Here is a 14,743-nt window from a genome sequence, read left to right as displayed (position 1 = left end):
GCGTCTCGTATGTCAATACCTAAACCGGGCCCCGTTGCTCCAGCCTCGAATGCCGCCCGACTCGGACGGCCCCGAAATCCGCTCGTGCAGCAACGGATCCTTGATGCAGCTCAGGCGATCATTCGTGAGAGCGGCAGCACAGCCCTATCGATGGAGGGGGTAGCGGCGCGTGCGGGTGTGTCCAAACAATCCGTCTATCGCCGCTGGTCTTCGCGCGGCGATCTGCTCGTGGACCTCTATATCGGCACGAGTACGGACGAGAACCCGAGTTTCTCCGGCGCGCGCTTCAAGGATCGTTTCGAAAGTTATCTGCGGTGGAGTGTCCAGCGTCTTTTCGATCCTGCACGGGCGAACATCCTGCGCGCCCTGGCAATGGAAGGACAGGCCGATGCCGCTGTTCGCGACGCACTGATGACGCGTATTGTTCAGCCTCGGCTTGCCCAAGGCCGCGAGTTGATCTTGCATGGCCAGAAGCATGAAGAGGTGCGCCGAGACCTGGACGTCGACACGGCGCTCGAACTCCTCTTCGGATCGGTCTGGTTCAATCTCCTCATTACGGGAAATCTCATCGACCCGACGTGGGAGAAGCGCACTCTCAAGCTGTTTTTTCGACTGACGGAGAATTCCCCTAAACGCCGCTAGAACAGTCTGGAGATTTGCGCCGAGGCCGGAACAAAGGTCAGGGCGCACAGCATCGGGTTACCGGCCTGGAGCACGTCATCGCCATCGACGATCGTCAGCGATGGCGGATGATGTCGTGACTGATCCCTTGCTCGATCTCGTGCGCCACACGCCGAGGCGCGGTCCCAGCGCACAGCCCCGCCTCCATGGCAAGCGCTGTCAAGCTGGATCGGCTCAAAGTTCTTGGGCAACGCTGGGGGCAGTAGCCAACAAACCGCTTGAAGTCTCACAGGCGCGCCGTCCATATCCGCGGCCCGACCGCTGTCCCTCCCATTCGCTCGAAGAGGTGTTTCTCGATGGTTTCCATCCAGGCACGCATTGCCCAGGAACTCGGCGTCAGGGAACAGCAGGTCCAAGCGGCGGTCGAGCTGCTCGATGGCGGAGCGACCGTCCCCTTCGTCGCGCGCTATCGCAAGGAAGTCACGGGATCGTTGGACGACGCGCAGCTTCGCACGCTCGAGGAGCGGCTGAGGTATCTGCGCGAGCTGGAAGCGCGACGCAAGGTCATCCTCGATTCGGTCCGCGAGCAGGGAAAGCTCGATGCGACGCTCGAAGCGGCGATCATGGCCGCGGACAGCAAGGGACGCCTGGAGGACATCTACCTCCCCTACAAGCCCAAGCGCCGCACCAAGTCCGAGATCGCCAAGGAAGCGGGGCTGGAGCCGCTGGCGGACCTGCTGTTGCGAGAGCCGCACATCGTACCCGCCATCGCCGCCGAACCCTATGTATCGGCGGACAGGAATGTCGCGGATGTGGCCGCGGCGCTCGATGGAGCGCGCGCCATCCTGACCGAACGCTTCGCCGAGAACGCCGACCTGATCGGTTCTCTTCGCGAGGAATTCTGGGCGAACGGGCGCCTGGTTTCCAAAGTTCGCGAGGGCAAGAACGAGGCAGGCGCCAAGTTCAGCGACTACTTCGACTTCTCGGAAGCCCTTGCCAAGATGCCGTCCCACCGGGTGCTGGCACTGTTCCGCGGCGAGCGCGAAGAGATCCTTGGCCTGACGATAGAACCGGACGATCCTGCGGCCCGTCCCGCCGTCAGCGCCTACGAACTGCGCATCATGCAGGCCTACGGCATCTCCGACCAGGGACGGCCGGCGGACAAATGGCTGGCCGACACCGTGCGCTGGGCATGGCGTACGAAGATCATTGTCCTGCTGTCGATCGACCTGCGGCTGCGGCTATGGACGGCCGCCGAGGAAGAAGCGGTGCGGGTATTCGCCTCCAACCTGCGTGACCTGCTGCTCGCGGCGCCGGCCGGCGCGCGGCCGACGCTCGGGCTCGACCCCGGCTATCGTACCGGCGTCAAGGTTGCGGTGGTCGATGCCACCGGCAAGGTGGTGGCCACCAGCACGATCTATCCGCATGAACCGCAGCGGCGCTGGGACGAGGCGCTGGCCATCCTGGCCAGGCTCGTGCGCGAGCATAAGGTCGAGCTGATCGCGATCGGCAACGGCACCGCCTCGCGCGAGACCGACAAGCTCGCGGTCGAGCTGGTGAAGGGGCTGCCGGAGCTGAAGCTGCACAAGGTCGTGGTGTCGGAAGCCGGTGCGTCGGTCTATTCGGCCTCGGCCTATGCGTCGGAGGAGTTGCCTGGCCTCGACGTTACGCTGCGCGGCGCGGTGTCGATCGCGCGCCGGCTGCAGGATCCGCTGGCCGAGCTGGTGAAGATCGATCCCAAGTCGATCGGCGTCGGCCAGTACCAGCACGATCTCAGCGAGTACAAGCTGTCGCGCTCGCTCGATGCCGTCGTCGAGGATTGCGTGAACGGGGTGGGCGTCGACCTGAATACCGCGTCGGCGCCCCTGTTGGCTCGAGTCTCGGGCATCGGCCAGGCGCTGGCCCAGAGCATCGTGTCCCACCGCGACACGAACGGCGCCTTTCGATCCCGCAAGGCCCTGAAAGAAGTGCCGCGGCTCGGCCCCAAGGCATTCGAGCAGTGCGCGGGCTTCCTGCGCATCGCCCACGGCGACGACCCGTTGGACGCGTCGGCCGTGCATCCCGAGTCCTATCCGGTGGTGCATCGGATCATCGCGGCGACCCAAAGCAAGATCGACGCCCTGATCGGCAACGCGCCCGTCCTGCGAGCGCTGTCGCCGACATCGTTCGTCGACGACAGATTCGGTCTACCCACCGTGACGGACATCCTGCGCGAACTCGAGAAGCCCGGACGCGATCCGCGGCCCGCCTTCAAGACGGCGGAGTTCAAGGCCGGTATCGAGACGCTCAACGATCTCGAGCCGGGCATGGTGCTCGAGGGCGTCGTCACCAATGTCGCCGCGTTCGGAGCGTTCGTCGATGTCGGCGTCCACCAGGACGGGCTGGTCCATGTGTCGGCAATGTCGAGGAGCTTCGTGAAGGATCCGCGCGCGGTGGTGAAGCCCGGCGATATCGTGCGCGTGAAAGTCCTGGAGGTGGACAAGCCGCGCAAGCGCATCAGCCTGTCGCTGCGACTCGACGACCAGGCCGGCAGCCAACCCGCCCGGTCTGCTCGCGCCGACGGTGGCGGTGCGCCGAAGCGGGGTCAGGCCAGCGTGCCCTCCGGCAAGGCCAGTTCGCCGGCAAACGCCATGGCCGATGCGTTGCGGCGAGCCGGCCTCGGCCCGCGCTGAGCCCGACTTGAAGATTGCGAAGTCTCAGCCCGACCGTTCCGCGTCACTGCTGGCCCATGTAGACGAAGTGGTCGACTGACCTTCACGCTCCGCCCTCGAAGGTGACGATCGCCTCGCGACCGACCATCTGCGGCATCTGGCTGGGATCGTTCAGTTCGATCTTGACCGGTATGCTGCGCACTTTGGTCGTCGAACTACCGAAGCTCCCTTGATTCGGAGTGCGCCGGATCTCGGAGCCTACCAGGACGATCCTGCCCTCGTGGCTGGTCTTCTCGCCCCGGAACGTCACATTGACCTTGGCGCCGACCTTCATGCGATCGAGCAGGACCTCGTCGACATCGGCCACGATGCGCAGCCGCTGCATGTCGACGATCTGCGCGATGCCGCGGCGGATCCTTTCGCCAGGATGCGTCCATATCTGGAGGACGACGCCATCGAGTGGCGAGCGGACCAGCGCCTGCTCCCGGATCAGCTGCGCATCCTCCAGCTTCGCCTTCTTGAGGGCGATTTCGGCATCGCTCTTGGCGAGATCGTCGGCCAGTGTCTCCTTCAGAACGCGCAGCCTCGCCTGCTCGTGCTCCACATTCTGATTGGAGACGGTGATCTCGAGCTCTCGCTGGTCGGGAGGCAGGCCGGACCGTTGCATATTGAGCGTCTTGAGCTTGGCTTCCTCGGCCGACAGCTTGACCATGACTTCCTGCTCGGCCACGCCCCGCTTGGGAGGGCCCGCACTCTTGGTCTTCGATTTCGGCGCGTCTTCGGAAGTATCGTTTGCCACCTCGGCCACCGGAATGCCGCCCATCAGGCTCTTCCGGCGCGCCTGCGCCTTCTCGAGCTCCGCCTCCGCCGAGCGCACGGCGATGTCTGCCAACGGATAATTCGCCAGTACCGCGACGACATCGCCGCGTTTCACCTGCTGCCCCTCGACAACGCGGAGCTCGAGCACCGTGTCGCTGCCCACGCCGTCCAGAACGACCTCGGCCATGGTGGCATCGGTGAATCCCCTGACCATCAACGGCTTACGCGTGGGACGCGCGCCCTCCAGGTCCTTGTCAATTCGCGGACCGGCCACGGAAAATGAGATGGCGCCGACGACCAGCAGGGCCGCTATCCACCATCCGAACTTTTGTCTCTGCGTCATGTCTGTCGAGAGTCGCTCGAGGTCACGATATTTGCCTCGCCATCGTAGTGGCCAGACCCAGTCGGGGAAAGCGCGCTTCCGGCGTCGATTCATCGCTGCCCAGCCGTCCGGCGCAACGTCGACCTTTCAAGCGGGCCGGAAAGCGGCTATCGCTCGAACGTCGTAACCGTGGGCGGAATTTGTCGACATGAAGTTGCTCCGTGCAGATCGTTATCCGCGGCTCGTCAAGGTGGCATCGGCACGCTGGCAGCGGCGGATCGTCTTCCTGCTCGGAGGCATCACGGTCGGCGCCAGCGCCGTGGGCCTCACCCTGCTGGCCGACCGCGCGCAGATTTACTTCGCCGAGCTGCTGGGCTGGTCGCGGTACGCGGCGCTGCTGGTGACACCAGTAGGATTTGCCCTCTCCGTCTTCCTGACAAATCGCTACTTCCAGAATTCCCAGGGCAGCGGCATCCCGCAGGCGATCGCCGCGCGGGAGCTGGAGGACCAGGCCGCCCGCAGCCGACTGGTGTCGATCCGCATCGCCATCGGCAAGGTCCTGCTGACCTTGCTGGGCCTGCTCTGCGGCGCGTCAGTGGGCCGCGAGGGACCGACGGTCCAGGTCGGGGCCTCCATCATGTTCGCCATCGGCCGCCTGTCGCCCCGGCGCCAGCCCGGCTTGATCCTGGCCGGTGCTGCGGCGGGGGTTGCCGCGGCCTTCAATACGCCGCTGGCCGGCATCGTGTTCGGCATCGAAGAGATGAGCCGGAAGTTCGAGATCCGCACCAGCGGACTGGTCATCGCCTGTGTGATCGCCGCCGGCCTGACCTCGCTCGCGCTGGTCGGCAACTACAGCTATTTCGGCAGCAGCCCCACCATGCTGCATCGCGGCCTCGATTGGCTCGCGGTGCCGGTGTGCGGCGTCGCCGGCGGATTGGCCGGTGGCGTGTTCAGCCGGATCGTGATCGTCGTCGCCCAGGGACTGCCCGGTCTGCTCGGACGCCTGACCAAGGAGTACCGGATCAGCTTCGCCGCGATCTGCGGCCTTGGCGTGGCGCTGTGCGGTATCGCCTCGGCCGACACCGTCTACGGCACCGGCTATTCGCAGGTAAAGGACGCGTTGGAGCATGGCATGGCGCTGCCGACAACCTTTGCCGTCCTGAAATTCGCCGCCACCACACTCTCCGCCATCAGCGGCATTCCCGGCGGCATCTTCGCCCCCTCACTGGCTGTCGGCGCCGGCCTGGGCACCAACCTTGCGCCCCTGTTCCCTTCGGCCCCGCTTGAAGCGATCATGCTCCTCGGCATGGTGGCCTACTTCGCCGGCGTCGTGCAGGCGCCGATCACCGCCTTCGTCATCGTGACCGAGATGACGGAGAATCACGCGATGGTGATACCGCTCATGACGGCATCGCTCATTGCCTACATGACGTCGCGGCTCGTCTGCCCCGAAGGCATCTACCATGCGCTGGCCAAGGGCTTCCTTGGCCACGGTCCAGAATCGACGCCCGCCCGCCGATCGGTTTAGGTGCAACCCTTGCGGAAGACGGGCGTTGTGCAGGTCATGAAAGCCTTCCCGTCCTCGCCAGTCGCCTTCGAGAAGGGCCGTCCGTCGCCTTTGCTGCCGGTCGAGCCCGGTCCCTCCGCGCGGTTGTTCCTGCACCGGGAGAGCGGCGCCAGCCTCTCCGAGGACATGACGCGGTGGGTGCGCGCCCGTAGACGCCATCGGCCTTTGGAGCGCTCCTGGGATTGCCTGAGGCGATCCGGCGTTCGCGCCGGCGGATCGGGACCGGCCGAGCGATAATCACCAGTACGGCTTGATCAGGCGCGCAACCGGAGCGCTTCCGGTGGCGCTTGGTTTGTCGTTGTCGACATCCCGGACCGTCCGCTAGGTTGCCCGTGTCGCAAGTGGGGATGCGGGGATGGCGGAAGAAGACGGCAAGCAGAAACTGCATTCGGCGGTGCTCGACCTCACGCCGGAAGAGTTCGAGCGCTATAAGTGGCAGGTAGAGCGGGAAGCGCACGAGCGGGAGCTCATCCTCAAGGAACGGGAAGATCGGCGCTCGTTCTTCAAGAGTCCGCTGATCCTGTCGATCGTCGGCGCGATCGTGGCCTTCCTGGCCAACATCGCCAACGATGCCTACACGAAGACGCGACACCTGCAGGAAGCGGCCCGCGAAGCCGAATCGTCGCTGATCCTGAAGGCCATGGACCAGGACGACCCGATGCGCATCGTCGCCAAGCTGCGCCTGCTCGATGCGGCCGGCATGATCCCGGGTCATCGCAATCAGCTCATGGCGCTGTGGACGAACGAGAACGCCGCCGAACTGCTCTTGAGCGCCGCTGCTCCGCCCGCAGACGGCAAGTCCGCGGCCGCGGGTCCGGAACAACCCTGCGAGACCGCATCGGTAGCCGCGAATGGCGGCGGCGGATGGCTTTATCTAGGGCGCGCCGGCAAGACGGCGTGGATACCGAGCGAGAAAGGCAGCAACCTCATCCGTTACGAGAAGCCGCCGCCGCACGGGGCGGGCTATCTGGAAAAGATGAAAGGCCTGTGCCTGCACGTCGCCAAGACCAAATTCCTCCACGACGACGGCCCTCCCGGCGAGAAGCTCAAGGCCCCGGTCAAGATGCCGGTGTCGCCAGCCATGCGCCTGCGCATCGTCGAACTCGACGACGGGGCGCCGGACTCCAAGGAGGAGCACAAGCCGGTGTGGGCGCGCGTCGAGGTCCTGGCGAACTGAGCGCGTCCATTCCTCACAGCGGACCGAACTCACAGCGGACCGGCCTCACAGTGGGCGGGATCGATCGATCAGTCGCGCCCGTGTCGGTTGCTGTAGAACACCAGCGACATCAGCCCGATCCCGAGGCCCAGCGTCGCCAGGATGCCGAGCACCATCGCCACATAGCCGCTCACCGACATCGGCGTGCCCTGCTCGCCCTCCAGCGGCATCATTCCGACATAAAGGATGGCAAGCGCGAGCAGCAGCAGTCCTCCGAGAACGATAATCGTCAGCCAGGTTCCGCTTCGACGCCTCTTCACGGTGTTCTCCACATCGTCTGCACCATGAAAGGCAAAGCCTTGTTAGCGCAAAGGTTGCGTGCGGCCCGGGTGTTGTCATAGCCTGCCGCCATGCCGATAAAATGGACGATTTCCCATCCCGACCGAATGGTCTTGGCCCTGTGCGAAGGCGTCATCGCGCGTTGCGATCTGGAGGCCTATCTTGACGGTGTGCTGGTCGAAGGGGCGCTCCCCTATCGCAAGCTGTTCGACCTGGCCAATGCGGAGTCGGGTCTGGTCGACGGCGATATGATGGCGCTGGCTGCTCGTATCCAAGCCTATGCCAGCGTCGATCCTGGCGGGATGGGTCCACTCGCGATAGTTGCATCGGGGCAGACACAGCAGGAATACGCGCAGCTTTTTGCGGCACTCACCGTCAGCCGGCGCCGCTTGAAGATCTTCCGCTCCGCCGGCGCCGCTGAAAAATGGCTCGCAGCGCCCGAGTGACGAACCGCGCGGGTTCGCTTCGATAAGCCGACCGCCGTCAGGAGATGGCAAGCGGATCCGGGCCGTACTGGTTGGGTCCGGCGGTGCCCTTGAGGAAGCCGCACTCGATCAGGTACCAGAGGCCGCCGATCACCGGCACCAGATTGATCAGCACCCACCAGCCGCTCTTGTTGCGGTCGTGAAAGCGCTTCACGCCCATGGCGAGGCCGATCCAGGTCGAGAGAATGAAGAGGATCAGTGCGCCGATGCTGACACCGAGGCTCGGCGGCGGCAGGTTGCCGTCGGCATCCGGCATCACCGACGCGCCGCCCACGATGCCGAGGACTCCGAGCAGGATCACCACCACGATATCGACCGAGATCAAGGTGAGCCAGAACGTGGCCCGGTTGACACGACCGTCGAAGCTGAACAGCAGGCTTTGCATCGTCGCCTCTCCCCCGAAAACCCAAAACCAGACGGAGCGACATCGTGCGCAGGCGTGCATGGATCGACCTGACGCTCGTGGCGCTCCCATCGACAGTGTACACTGCCTATAGTCATGCGTATGACGTTGCAGCGAGCCGCCCTGTGGGCAATCGTGATTGCAGCCACGATGTATCTGCTTGTGGCGGCGCGTGGACTGATCCTTCCGTTCGTGCTGGCGATGGCGCTCTGGTACATGGTCGATGCCGTCGCCGACGCCATCGAACGTCCGCGCCTCGGCCGATTGCGCGTGCCACGCCCCCTGGCTCTGCTCGCGGCGGTTCTGATCATGAGCGGCCTCGTCGGCGTGGTGGGCCGGACGCTTGGCCACAATGTCAGCGCCGTTGCCGCCGCAGCTCCGGCCTATGAGGGCCGACTGCAGAAGCTCCTCGACCAGCTCGCGGCCCTCGCGGGGATGGAGCAGGCGCCGACTCTCGGCCAGCTCTTCGACCGTATCAGCCTTGCCGATACATTGGGCGGTGTTGCCACCTTCGCGGCATCGCTGGTGAGCGTCGCCGGCATCGTCCTGATCTATGCGGGCTTCCTGTTCGTCGAGCAGGTCCGCTTCCGCCGCAAGCTCGCGATAATCTTCGGACCGGGCGAACAACAGGCCCGCGTGCTGTCCGTGCTGGAGCAGATCGACCGGGACATCCGCGTCTATCTGCGCATCAAGACCGTCCTGGCCGTCGCCACTTCCATTCTCGCTTACGCGGTCATGGCCTGGGTCGGAGTCGACTTCGCCGGCTTCTGGGCGACGATGATATTCTTCTTCTATTACATCCCGACCGTGGGCTCGATCCTGGCGATCGTGGCGCCGGCCGTCCTGACCCTGGTCCAGTTCGACCATCTGACGCCGTTCCTGATCGTGCTGTTCGTGATCGGCACGATCCAGATCGTCATGGCCAACGTGATCGAGCCCGCCATCATGGGCCGCTCCCTGAACCTCTCACCGCTCGTCGTCATCGTATCCCTGATGGTGTGGGGCACGATGTGGGGCGTGATCGGCATGTTCCTGTGCGTGCCTATCATGGTGGTGCTGCTGATCGTGCTGGCGCACTTCGAATCGACGCGGCCTGTCGCGATCCTGCTGTCGGCCGATGGCAGGATTCCCGAAGCGCCGCATGAACCGGGATCCTGATCCCTCCCGAGAGCAAAAGCCAATGGGCTTAGGGTTCGGCGGACGGATCGGCGCGGAGGATGAGTGACTTGCCGTCGCGATCGCGGCTGACCCTGAGGAAGGGAATGCCGTCGGGCAGCGCGGCGGCGCCCGTCAGGGGTTGATCGAATTCGCGATTGATCTCCCCCAGCAGGCGCAGATAGAGCCGCCACTCGATGGCCGACGAGTCGAGCGGCACGCGCACGGCTTCATGCCAGTCCAACGCCCGCACACCGCTCTTCACAGCCGTGTCCTCGGCCCGTTCCCGCACCAGGGTCGCCTCGAAGCGGCCGATCGTGGCGGCGCGTGCATCCTTGTTCACAGGCTTGGCCGTGACGACGATACAGATCTGGTTCGGACCTTCGTTGGCTGCGAACTCGACCTTGCCATCGTTCAGGGTCGGATCGCTGACATCTTCCAGCCATCCCAGCCGCTGTACCTCGACGACACGCCTCTGGCTCTTGTCGAAATGCGTGCCGGGCGGCGGATCGAAGCAATGACGCACCGTCTTGGTCTCGCCGACATCGCCGCGCGCGAGGATCTCTGGCGATACCAGTGTGTTTGCCTCCGGCACCATCGTCCGGATCTTCTGGTCGAGCGCAAAGGCGCCGGGCTGGTCCGGCAGGACAACGAACAGAAGATCGACGGTCTCGGTGTGCGCGGCATGACGGAACGAGAGCCGGCCGGTGACGAAGCGAGTGCGAACGGCATCGTTGGCAAAGGCGCTGCGCGGCACAGAAAAATGCAGGCGCAGTGGGGAGACCCGCGCAGCGCCGCGCCAATCGCCGATCGTCAGCATCGGCGGGACGGCATCGTCATCGAGGCCAACGGCGGCGATCTCGATCTCGACCGGCGGATCGTCCGTTGCAGTAGCCGCGAACGCCGGCATATAGATCGGCACCAGTGGATCGGTCGTCCCGGCGGCCAGCTTGGTGCCGGGCCCCAACAGGAGCGCCGGCGCCCCGTCAGACCGCACAACAGGCGGCCGACGCGAGGGCGGAACCAGCCGCAGTTCACCGCCGCCGCGGCGCGGCGGGACAAAGCGCGGACTGAATTGCAGGACCAAAGGCTGTCCGTCCCCCGCCAGGCTGTCGAGCGCCCCCTGGGCAAGCTGGGCAGCGGCGCGGGCCGCCCGGCGACTGCCTTCGCCGGGAAAGGTGATGCTTTCCCGCAGGGCCGTGTCGACATCGTCGACCTGCGCGAACAGACGTTGCTGGCTGGGCGGAAGAGCGGCGAACGGCCGTCCCCGATCCCGGACGTGACGGATCGAAAGCGCATCGGTCAGGAGGCTGGCGACACGGAAGACCCCGACCAGATCGATGCGCGTCTCGGCGTCGGCCTGCGCCTGCAGCGTCGCGCGGGCCGCCACCAGCTCCGAGAGCTTCTCGGCGACGGTCGGCCCTTGCGGCACGGGAGTGCTGGCGGCGAACAGATAGGCGAAGGCGAGAATCGCCACCGCAGCCACCGCCGCACCGGCTGCGATCCAGCCTCGGCGCCCCACGCCGGCAAACAAGCCCGGACCGATCGTCATGGGCGACGTCTTAGCATACTCGCAACGGCTGTCGGCGCGGCCAAGCGCGCAGCGACGTCAGTAGGAGAACAGCACCGGCAAAGGTGAGTTCAGGATCAGGTGACGCGTCATGCCGCCGAAGATCATCTGTCTCAACCGGCTTTGCGTGTATGCGCCCTTGACGATCAGGTCCGCCCCGCCCGCGACCGCCGTATCGACGATCGTCTGACCGGCCGAGCGCGTTCCCGGCTTCACATGCTGGCTGGTCACCTTCAGGCCATGCGCAGCCAGCGATTGAGCGATCTCGGCCGAGGTCGGGCCAGGAACCATCGCCCCGTCCACGCTCATGACATCGATCGACTCCGCGCGGCTGAGCACCGGCATCGCCAGAGAGATCGCCCGCGCACTTTCGGTCGACCCGTTCCAGGCGAACAGGATGCGCTTGCCGACCATGCCGTTGTATCCGGGCGGAACGATGAGCACTGGCCGCCCGGTGTCGAACAGCGCCGTCTCGAACACGCTTTCTGGCATCTTCGGCAGCGGCCCGGGTTGCGGCATCACGATCAGATCGTAGACGCGACCGATGATGCCGATCGCGGTTGGGCCACTATCGTCGGCCGAGCGCCATTCCGATGCCAGGCCCGTCGCGCGCTGCTCGAACGCCTGACGAACGGCGGCAACGCGCTGCCGCTCCTCGGCATCCTCCGCCAGGCCGCCGCCGATCGGCGCCCCCATGCCGGCATCCGCCCAGGCCATGCTCATCACGCCATAAGACGGTGGTTCAAGTCCCACCAGGCGCGCGTCGAAGGCACGCGCCAACTTCGCTGCAAGATCGAATGCGGACGGATCTTCTGCCGTCCAGGCCATTGTCAGAATTGACTTCATGACACGCCCTCCCTGTCACCCCGACGATAACACGACCCTTCTGCGGGCCGCAGGCAAGAAGCAGTTGATACAATAGGTGTATTGAGACTGTCGTTTATTTCAATATCTTAGCATCCATGCCTCAGTTGATCACTGAGGTATAGGCGCAATTTCAGGCGCCAGCGTTCCTGCCCGGCCGCCGCCGAGCCCCAGACCCGGCGTCACGGAAGGACAGAACCGCCTCGTCAACGTTGACTTCTTTTGGAGATAAACATGCTGTCCATTTTCCGTCGCCTGATGAAGAACGAGCAGGGTGCCACGGCCATCGAATACACCCTCATCGCCTCGCTGATCGCCGTCGCCGCCATCACCGCCATGACCTCGGTCGGCACCAAGGTGAGCAGCGTGCTGAGCAGCGTCTCGAACGCACTGTAGTCATCAGGATCTCGTGATCCTGGAAGATGGGCGAGCTGCAAGGCTCGCCCATTTTCTTTGCTGCAGACGAAAGACAAGCTTTACCAACGTTACAAGTCGATTGTTGTCCCGACACACGCAAAGACTAACCTTATCCGCTCAATCATGGAGTGGCGAAATGTCGGCGATCTTCCGGCGTCTGGTCGTGGACGATCAAGCTTCGACCGCGATCGAATACAGCTTGATTGCGGGCCTGATTTCGATCGCCGCCGTAAGCGCCTTTACTAGCATCGGGCAGAAAGTCATGAACTTCCTCGCCCCGATCACGAGCGCGCTCTAACATGAAGACAGCGCTCGTTCGGCTCAGGCATCTGCTTGTCCGTTCTCGTGGCTCATCGTTCGTGCAATTCAGCTCGCTTGCACTCTTGATCGCCGTCGCAGCCATTGTGGTCGCTCACTTCGGCGTGACGCGGCACTAGAGTCCGCGACGACACCAATTCAGGCGATCGCAGCGGCCTTCGGCACGATCCAGGCAAACCGATCGGAGAGCGCGGCCAGCGTGATCCTGTTGATCGCATCGGCCGTAATCGTCGCGTCACCGGTGGCGTCCGGCAGATCGCGCGTGGCAACCGTGTCGGCGGCAATCGTGCTCATGAAGCCGTGATCTGTCGCCGACCGGACGGTGGCCGAAACGCACATGTGGGTCATGAAGCCGCCCACGATGAGGTTCTTGCGGCCGACGTTGGCGAGCTGCTGGGCAAGGTCCGTGCCGGTAAAGGCATTCGGCAGGCCCTTGTCGATGACCGCCTCGCCGTCGCGCGGTGTCAATTCCTTCACGATCTCGAAACCGCTCGATGCCGGGTTGAACGCCTTGCCTTTGCTCTGATGGCGGACATGGACAATCGGCGCGCCGGCGCTACGCGCCTTCTCGAGCAGGCCGGCGAGCGCCTGCACCGCTGTCGCCACGCCGGGCAACGGCAGCAGGCCGTCGGTGTATTCCCGCTGCGCGTCGATGATAAGCAGCACACCGTCGGCAAAAGTCGCCGGCGTCGGCGCCATCCCAGACATCTGCAGCATGGTCATTGCCATATGAAGCCCCTGTTCCCCGGATTGGTTGTGTAAACGTATGCGCTATCAACGCTGAAGGCCGGCGCTTTTGCAAGCCCCTACGCATGCACATTAGGCCGCCCATTGCGCGACAGAAAACGAGCCGCATTCTTGCATCGGGCCAAGCATGCTTGACCCGATTTGACCTCTCATAGAGTGTGAGGAGGAATGAAGGCGATCATCATTGGCGGCGGCATCATGGGCCTGGCGACCGGCTGGGCGCTCGCTCGCGCGGGCTGCCGTGTCGACCTGTTCGAGCAGGGCGCGCTGCCCAATCCCCTTTCGTCGTCCTTCGATGAACATCGGCTGATCCGCCACCCTTATGGCGACCATGCCGGCTACGCGCGGATGATCGACGACGCATATGCCGCCTGGGACACGCTTTGGCACGATCTGGGCCAACGCCTCTATGCGCCGACGGGAACGCTGGCGCTCAGCGGCAACGGCACCGACTGGGCACAGCGTTCGGCCGCGACCCTTGCCGCCATCGGCCGGCCGATGGAGGAGCTCGCTGTCGCCGATCTGCCGCACCGTTTTCCGATGTTGAATACCGGCGGTGTCGAGCGAGCCTTCTGGATCGATACGGGCGGCGTTCTCTTCGCGCAGGATATCGTAACGGCCCTCGTCCAGCATCTCGGCAAGAGCCGCGGCGTGACGCTTCGCGCCGAGACGCCTGTGCGCAGCGTCGATCTCGACCGCGCCCGGATCGTCACCGGAGCCGGCGCCATCCATGACGCCGACGTCGTCATCGTCGCGGCCGGCGCCTGGGCTGGTCGGCTGATGCCGAGCCTCGCCGCCCGTCTCGTGCCGTCGCGCCAGATCGTGATCTATCTCGACATGCCCGCCGAACAACGTGCCGCCTGGGCCAAGGGACCGATGATCATCGAGAAGACCGGCGATGTCGGGCTCTACCTGGTGCCGCCGATGGAAGGTCGCGGCTTCAAGGTCGGCGATCATGAGTTCAGTCGCGCCGGCGATCCCGATGCTGGTCGCGACGCCACGGAAGACGAGATCCGCCCGCTGCTGGAACGCTGCCGCAGCCTGCTGCGCGGCTTCGAGCAATGGCGCACCGAGCGGCTGAAGGTCTGCTTCTATACGGTGACCGAAGACGAACGATTCGTGGTGGAGAAGCAGGGCACCGCCGGCTGGATCATGTCGCCCTGCTCGGGCCATGGCTTCAAGTTCGGCGCCCTGATGGGACGTGAGTTGGCGCGCACGATCGTCTCGGAGCGCGATCCTGGCGCACATACCCGCTGGGCGGCCGGCCTGGAAGGCGATAAACCGTCCTGACAGACAGCCGTCCTCAGGG

At 64.8% G+C, this 14,743-nt stretch carries 15 protein-coding genes; 9 read left to right on the top strand and 6 right to left on the bottom strand.

What is annotated here, in order from left to right; all coding sequences use genetic code 11:
* Nucleotides 1–84: 84 nt before the first annotated feature.
* Both B5D62_RS00160 and B5D62_RS00155 read left to right on the top strand, forming a co-directional pair.
* A complete protein-coding gene (locus B5D62_RS00160) occupies nt 85–642 on the top strand; it encodes a TetR/AcrR family transcriptional regulator (protein ID WP_170920712.1) in 558 nt (185 codons plus the stop codon).
* A gap of 335 nt (nt 643–977) precedes the next feature.
* The gene (locus tag B5D62_RS00155; protein ID WP_085931801.1) at nt 978–3,293 is read left to right on the top strand and encodes a Tex family protein; all 2,316 of its coding nucleotides are present in this window, start codon (nt 978–980) and stop codon (nt 3,291–3,293) included.
* A gap of 82 nt (nt 3,294–3,375) precedes the next feature.
* Here the strand turns inward: B5D62_RS00155 and B5D62_RS00150 are convergent, their stop codons facing one another.
* A complete protein-coding gene (locus B5D62_RS00150) occupies nt 3,376–4,434 on the bottom strand; it encodes an HlyD family secretion protein (RefSeq protein WP_170920711.1) in 1,059 nt (352 codons plus the stop codon).
* A gap of 187 nt (nt 4,435–4,621) precedes the next feature.
* Here B5D62_RS00150 and B5D62_RS00145 point away from each other — a divergent pair, with 187 nt between their 5' ends.
* Both B5D62_RS00145 and B5D62_RS00140 read left to right on the top strand, forming a co-directional pair.
* Nucleotides 4,622–5,941 carry a chloride channel protein gene (locus tag B5D62_RS00145; RefSeq protein WP_085931799.1) on the top strand — a complete coding sequence of 440 codons (1,320 nt, stop codon included), beginning with the start codon at nt 4,622–4,624 and terminating at the stop codon, nt 5,939–5,941.
* A gap of 394 nt (nt 5,942–6,335) precedes the next feature.
* On the top strand, nt 6,336–7,157 hold the full coding sequence (locus B5D62_RS00140) for a hypothetical protein (protein ID WP_085931797.1): 822 nt from the start codon (nt 6,336–6,338) through the stop codon (nt 7,155–7,157).
* A gap of 68 nt (nt 7,158–7,225) precedes the next feature.
* Here the strand turns inward: B5D62_RS00140 and B5D62_RS00135 are convergent, their stop codons facing one another.
* A complete protein-coding gene (locus B5D62_RS00135; protein WP_085931795.1) occupies nt 7,226–7,456 on the bottom strand; it encodes a hypothetical protein in 231 nt (76 codons plus the stop codon).
* Nucleotides 7,457–7,588: 132 nt separating this feature from the next.
* Between B5D62_RS00135 and B5D62_RS00130 the strand changes: the two genes are divergently transcribed.
* The gene (locus tag B5D62_RS00130) at nt 7,589–7,921 is read left to right on the top strand and encodes a hypothetical protein (RefSeq protein WP_218190880.1); all 333 of its coding nucleotides are present in this window, start codon (nt 7,589–7,591) and stop codon (nt 7,919–7,921) included.
* Between the two features lie 37 nt (nt 7,922–7,958).
* Here B5D62_RS00130 and B5D62_RS00125 read toward each other — a convergent pair whose 3' ends face one another.
* Nucleotides 7,959–8,345: a DUF805 domain-containing protein gene (locus tag B5D62_RS00125; RefSeq protein ID WP_085931793.1), complete on the bottom strand. Its 387-nt coding sequence runs from the start codon at nt 8,343–8,345 to the stop codon at nt 7,959–7,961.
* A 120-nt stretch (nt 8,346–8,465) separates the two neighbouring features.
* On the opposite strand from B5D62_RS00125, the gene B5D62_RS00120 reads away from it, so the two are divergent.
* Complete coding sequence (locus B5D62_RS00120; RefSeq protein ID WP_170920710.1) at nt 8,466–9,521, top strand: AI-2E family transporter; 1,056 nt, start codon at nt 8,466–8,468, stop codon at nt 9,519–9,521.
* A gap of 28 nt (nt 9,522–9,549) precedes the next feature.
* Here B5D62_RS00120 and B5D62_RS00115 read toward each other — a convergent pair whose 3' ends face one another.
* Both B5D62_RS00115 and B5D62_RS00110 read right to left on the bottom strand, forming a co-directional pair.
* Complete coding sequence (locus B5D62_RS00115; RefSeq protein ID WP_085931790.1) at nt 9,550–11,070, bottom strand: hypothetical protein; 1,521 nt, start codon at nt 11,068–11,070, stop codon at nt 9,550–9,552.
* 57 nt (nt 11,071–11,127) lie between these two features.
* Complete coding sequence (locus tag B5D62_RS00110) at nt 11,128–11,934, bottom strand: universal stress protein (RefSeq protein ID WP_085931789.1); 807 nt, start codon at nt 11,932–11,934, stop codon at nt 11,128–11,130.
* A gap of 252 nt (nt 11,935–12,186) precedes the next feature.
* Here B5D62_RS00110 and B5D62_RS00105 point away from each other — a divergent pair, with 252 nt between their 5' ends.
* Both B5D62_RS00105 and B5D62_RS32770 read left to right on the top strand, forming a co-directional pair.
* Nucleotides 12,187–12,348 carry a Flp family type IVb pilin gene (locus tag B5D62_RS00105; RefSeq protein WP_085931787.1) on the top strand — a complete coding sequence of 54 codons (162 nt, stop codon included), beginning with the start codon at nt 12,187–12,189 and terminating at the stop codon, nt 12,346–12,348.
* Nucleotides 12,349–12,505: 157 nt separating this feature from the next.
* On the top strand, nt 12,506–12,667 hold the full coding sequence (locus B5D62_RS32770; RefSeq protein ID WP_139373673.1) for a Flp family type IVb pilin: 162 nt from the start codon (nt 12,506–12,508) through the stop codon (nt 12,665–12,667).
* 158 nt (nt 12,668–12,825) lie between these two features.
* Here the strand turns inward: B5D62_RS32770 and B5D62_RS00100 are convergent, their stop codons facing one another.
* Complete coding sequence (locus B5D62_RS00100) at nt 12,826–13,404, bottom strand: cysteine hydrolase family protein (protein ID WP_231714677.1); 579 nt, start codon at nt 13,402–13,404, stop codon at nt 12,826–12,828.
* Nucleotides 13,405–13,602: 198 nt separating this feature from the next.
* On the opposite strand from B5D62_RS00100, the gene B5D62_RS00095 reads away from it, so the two are divergent.
* Entirely contained in the window at nt 13,603–14,724 is a 1,122-nt protein-coding gene (locus tag B5D62_RS00095) for an FAD-dependent oxidoreductase (RefSeq protein ID WP_085931785.1), read from the top strand.
* Nucleotides 14,725–14,743: the final 19 nt, after the last annotated feature.

Source organism: Enhydrobacter aerosaccus (assembly GCF_900167455.1).
Taxonomy (GTDB): domain Bacteria; phylum Pseudomonadota; class Alphaproteobacteria; order Reyranellales; family Reyranellaceae; genus Reyranella; species Reyranella aerosaccus.
The sequence above is the reverse complement of the archived record's forward strand: the minus strand, read 5'-3'. Positions and strand labels throughout refer to the sequence as shown.

What these genes read in the sequence shown, in the direction of transcription:
- B5D62_RS00155 (WP_085931801.1), top strand. Translation starts at nt 978, where the DNA reads ATGGTTTCCATCCAGGCACGCATTGCCCAGGAACTCGGCGTCAGGGAA.
- B5D62_RS00150 (WP_170920711.1), bottom strand. Translation starts at nt 4,434, where the DNA reads ATGACGCAGAGACAAAAGTTCGGATGGTGGATAGCGGCCCTGCTGGTC.
- B5D62_RS00145 (WP_085931799.1), top strand. Translation starts at nt 4,622, where the DNA reads ATGAAGTTGCTCCGTGCAGATCGTTATCCGCGGCTCGTCAAGGTGGCA.
- B5D62_RS00140 (WP_085931797.1), top strand. Translation starts at nt 6,336, where the DNA reads ATGGCGGAAGAAGACGGCAAGCAGAAACTGCATTCGGCGGTGCTCGAC.
- B5D62_RS00125 (WP_085931793.1), bottom strand. Translation starts at nt 8,345, where the DNA reads ATGCAAAGCCTGCTGTTCAGCTTCGACGGTCGTGTCAACCGGGCCACG.
- B5D62_RS00120 (WP_170920710.1), top strand. Translation starts at nt 8,466, where the DNA reads ATGACGTTGCAGCGAGCCGCCCTGTGGGCAATCGTGATTGCAGCCACG.
- B5D62_RS00115 (WP_085931790.1), bottom strand. Translation starts at nt 11,070, where the DNA reads ATGACGATCGGTCCGGGCTTGTTTGCCGGCGTGGGGCGCCGAGGCTGG.
- B5D62_RS00110 (WP_085931789.1), bottom strand. Translation starts at nt 11,934, where the DNA reads ATGAAGTCAATTCTGACAATGGCCTGGACGGCAGAAGATCCGTCCGCA.
- B5D62_RS00105 (WP_085931787.1), top strand. Translation starts at nt 12,187, where the DNA reads ATGCTGTCCATTTTCCGTCGCCTGATGAAGAACGAGCAGGGTGCCACG.
- B5D62_RS32770 (WP_139373673.1), top strand. Translation starts at nt 12,506, where the DNA reads ATGTCGGCGATCTTCCGGCGTCTGGTCGTGGACGATCAAGCTTCGACC.
- B5D62_RS00100 (WP_231714677.1), bottom strand. Translation starts at nt 13,404, where the DNA reads ATGCTGCAGATGTCTGGGATGGCGCCGACGCCGGCGACTTTTGCCGAC.
- B5D62_RS00095 (WP_085931785.1), top strand. Translation starts at nt 13,603, where the DNA reads ATGAAGGCGATCATCATTGGCGGCGGCATCATGGGCCTGGCGACCGGC.